Below are 3,187 nucleotides of genomic sequence, written 5' to 3' on the forward strand. Positions count from 1 at the left end.
CGCGCCGGACTTCACCCTGCGCACCCTCTCGGGGGAGCAGGTGCGGCTGTCCGAGCTGAGGGGCAAGCCGGTGGTGCTCGCCTTCTGGGCGCCCTGGTGCGGGGTGTGCGAGGTCGAGTCCTCCACCCTCTCGGCGCTGCGAGGCACGGTGGGCGACTCGGCGCACGTGCTGTCCGTGGCGGTGGCCTACGAGGATGAGGAGGACGTGCGCCGCTTCGCGCGGGAGCACGCGGTGGACTACCCCGTGCTCCTGGGAGACGAGGCGCTCCGGCGGGACTTCCGCGTCGAGCAGTTCCCCACCACCTTCTTCGTGTCCTCCGAGGGCCGCCTCGAGCGGGCGGCCGTCGGCTACACCACCCGGCTCGGGCTGCTCTGGCGGATGTGGCTGTAGCCTCCCGGGCCCTCAGGGCAGCCAGTCGGCGAGGTACCACAGCAGGGCCGTCCCGAGGCTGAAGGGGACGACGAGGTTGCCCGTCTCCACCGCCGCGGCCCCCAGCACCGAGTCCCCCGAGGGCAGCAGCAGGACGGCGAGCGCCACTGCCCACGTGGCGCCGAGGCAGAGGGCGCGGTGCCAGGGCCGCTCGCGCGGGGGCAACCGGTCCAGCACCTGGAGCTGGAAGCCATCGGCCTCGGGCCCGGACGGGAGCTGCTTCTGGAGCAGCGTGTCCAGCCAGGCCTCTTCATGGGGGCCATTCATGGGACCTCCTCGAGCTGTCGGCGCAACTTCTCCTTCGCGCGCGCGACGTGGGTCTTGAGCGTTCCCAGGGGGCAGTCGAGGATGACGGCCGCCTCCTCGTGGGTGAACTCGTTGGCGTAGGTGAGGACGAGCGCGGCCCGCTCGCGGGGCTTGAGGGAGGCCAGCGCCCGCTCCAGGTCGTACCGCTCCAGGAGGGCGTCCGGGAGGGAGACGTCGGAGAGGCCGGACTCCAGCTCGAGCGGCTCGGGCGCGGCGAGGCGGCTGCCCCGGTCCCGGCTGAAGAACACGTTGCAGGCGATCCGGTAGAGCCAGGAGGAGAACTTCGCTCCGCCCCGGTAGCCGCGCAGCCCCCGGTAGGCGCGCAGGAAGGTCTCCTGCGCCAGATCGTCCGCCTGCGCCAGGTCTCCCCCGGTCAACCGGCGCAGCAGGCCGCGCACGGCCGACTGGTGCCGGGCCACCAGCACGCCGAACGCGTGCCGGTCATCCCGCAGGAGCACCCGGGTGATGAGCTCGGTGTCCGAGGGGCTGTCGGGAGGGGAGGACATGGGACGCGAGGGGCTACGACTGGAGCTCCGAGGCGAGGGCGGACGACCAGGGGCCCTTCACCTGCTGGAGACGCCAGACGAGCAGATGGCCCACACCGAGGAGGAAGAGCGTCACCCCTGCCCCCCAGGCCCCGGGCATGTCGGGAAGGGCCGCCAGGAAGAGGGCCAACCCCAGCCCGGTCGAGGACAGGATGATGCCCCGCCGCAGGTCCGACCGCTTGCGCACGGGCGGCGCGAGCAGCGCGGAGGGAATCTCCGCTCCCTTCTCCACCATCAGCCGCACCGTCTCGTGGAGCAGGCGCTGCTTGCGGTTGTTGGCCAGCAGCCACGCCAGGAAGGCCGTCAGCGAGCAGCTGGAGAACATCACGCCGATGACGGCGGGGACGGGGTCCACCTCGTCGTTGGCCCCGCGGCGCTCGCGCTCCTGGAGCAGCGTGAAGAGCTGCTCCGGGGTGAGCCGCCCTTTCGGGTCGACCTCTCGCGCCTCGGCCTCCAGCTCCTGGATTTCCTCCTCGAGCTGGCTCCGCTGGACCTCCAGCTCCTCGCGCTGGGCCTTCAGCTCCTCGCGCTGGGCCTCCAGCCGCTGCCGCTGGGCCTCGAGCCTCGGGGGCAGCGGCGCCACGGGGGCGGTGGTGGGGGCGGCAGGGGGGGAGACAGGGGCCTCGGCCTGGGGCGCGGACCAGGCCCGCCCCCCCGCCGCGAGGGTGGCCAGGAGGCACACGGCAACGAACTGAACCTTCATGGAGGAACTCCTTCCGTCGGATTTCGCGGCGTTGAGACTCCCGGACCCGGCCTTCTGGATTCACCCCGGTTATTTTTCCCCAAGGGCCTGTGTTCGCCCTCGACGGTTCAGCTCCCGCGCCGTCCCTGGAGGATCGCGAGGAACGAGCGGGTGCGCAGTTCCTCCAGGGTGAGGCCGGCGGCGCGGGCCTCGTCCTCGGTGAGGGCCCCGCAGGAGAGGCCCCGCAGGAAGAAGTTGAGCAACCCCTGGCCAGTGGCGGCGTCGTCGAAGACATCCCCCAGCCGCGTGGCCTGGGCGGCCTTGTCCATGAAGGCGCGCAGCCGGCGCGAGGCGTCGTCCAGCCCCTCCAGGAAGAAGGCGTACACCGTGGCGTAGCGCACCGGAAGCTGGGCCGGGTGCAGGTCCCACCCCTGGTAGAAACCATTCGTCAGCGCGTGACGGACGTTGTCGGCGTGGAGGCGCCACGCGCGGTGCACGGCGGCGCGGTTCTCCTCCTGCTGGGCCGGGGTGAGGGCGCCGCCCTTGGGCGCCTTGTGCGGCCCCACGGGCATGGCGGTGGTGGCCCCATCGGAGAGGTGGACGTCCGTCCCCGCCAGGGACACCTGCATCACGTGCCGGGCGAAGTCGCACGACGGGTGGAGCAGGTGCTGGCAGGACGCTGTGATGTCGCAGGCGGCGGTGTAATCGTACGCGCCGAAGTGCGCGGCGGAGCAACGACCGTTGGCGGCGGCCACCAGCCCGGGCAGGGCCAGCGTCCCCTTCGAGTCGAAGAGGGAGCGCGGCGTCTCCACCATCAGCTCCACCTTCACCGTGCCCCGCTCCAGCCCCAGGCCCGCCTCCAACTGGCCCAGCACCGAGTCGAGCGCCACCACCTGCTCGCGCAGCGTCACCTTGGGGAGGGTGACGACGAAGTGCGGCGGCAGGCGCCCGCCCGTCCTCCCCACCAGCGTGGAGAGGAAGAGGTCCAGGGTGCGGACGGCACGGTCGAGGAGCTCCTCGGTGAAGGACTTGACGCGGATGCCGATGAAGGGCGGCAGCGTGCCTCCCGCCAGGCCCCGGGCCAGCTCCTCCGCGGCGGCCACCGCGTGCCCGTCCTCCTCGGCGTCCGGCCGGTGGCCGTAACCATCCTCGAAGTCGATGCGGTAGTCCTCCACCGCCTCGCGCAGCAGCCTGGCCACCACGCGCGCCCGGACGGTCTCCGCC

At 72.5% G+C, this 3,187-nt stretch carries 5 protein-coding genes; 1 reads left to right on the forward strand and 4 read right to left on the reverse strand.

Going from position 1 to position 3,187, the window contains the following annotated elements; translation table 11 throughout:
* On the forward strand, window positions 1–391 hold a 391-nt coding region (locus VF794_RS33055; RefSeq protein ID WP_331117103.1), incomplete at its 5' end, for a TlpA disulfide reductase family protein.
* Window positions 392–403: 12 nt separating this feature from the next.
* Here VF794_RS33055 and VF794_RS33060 read toward each other — a convergent pair.
* The 4 genes from VF794_RS33060 to VF794_RS33075 all read right to left on the reverse strand — a co-directional run.
* On the reverse strand, window positions 404–697 hold the full coding sequence (locus VF794_RS33060; RefSeq protein ID WP_331117104.1) for a hypothetical protein: 294 nt from the start codon (window positions 695–697) through the stop codon (window positions 404–406).
* Window positions 694–1,242, reverse strand: a complete 549-nt coding sequence (locus VF794_RS33065; RefSeq protein ID WP_331117105.1) for an RNA polymerase sigma factor — start codon at window positions 1,240–1,242, stop codon at window positions 694–696. The genes VF794_RS33060 and VF794_RS33065 overlap by 4 nt, the downstream gene beginning before the upstream one ends.
* A 13-nt stretch (window positions 1,243–1,255) precedes the next feature.
* Window positions 1,256–1,984, reverse strand: a complete 729-nt coding sequence (locus VF794_RS33070; protein ID WP_331117106.1) for a DUF6249 domain-containing protein — start codon at window positions 1,982–1,984, stop codon at window positions 1,256–1,258.
* A 107-nt stretch (window positions 1,985–2,091) separates the two neighbouring features.
* A partial coding sequence (locus VF794_RS33075) for a DUF6986 family protein (RefSeq protein WP_331117107.1) occupies window positions 2,092–3,187 on the reverse strand: 1,096 nt, incomplete at its 5' end.

Origin of the sequence: Archangium sp. (assembly GCF_036389735.1) — a bacterium.
Classification (GTDB): Bacteria; Myxococcota; Myxococcia; order Myxococcales; family Myxococcaceae; genus Archangium.

What these genes read in the sequence shown, in the direction of transcription:
- VF794_RS33060 (WP_331117104.1), bottom strand. Translation starts at nt 697, where the DNA reads ATGAATGGCCCCCATGAAGAGGCCTGGCTGGACACGCTGCTCCAGAAG.
- VF794_RS33065 (WP_331117105.1), bottom strand. Translation starts at nt 1,242, where the DNA reads ATGTCCTCCCCTCCCGACAGCCCCTCGGACACCGAGCTCATCACCCGG.
- VF794_RS33070 (WP_331117106.1), bottom strand. Translation starts at nt 1,984, where the DNA reads ATGAAGGTTCAGTTCGTTGCCGTGTGCCTCCTGGCCACCCTCGCGGCG.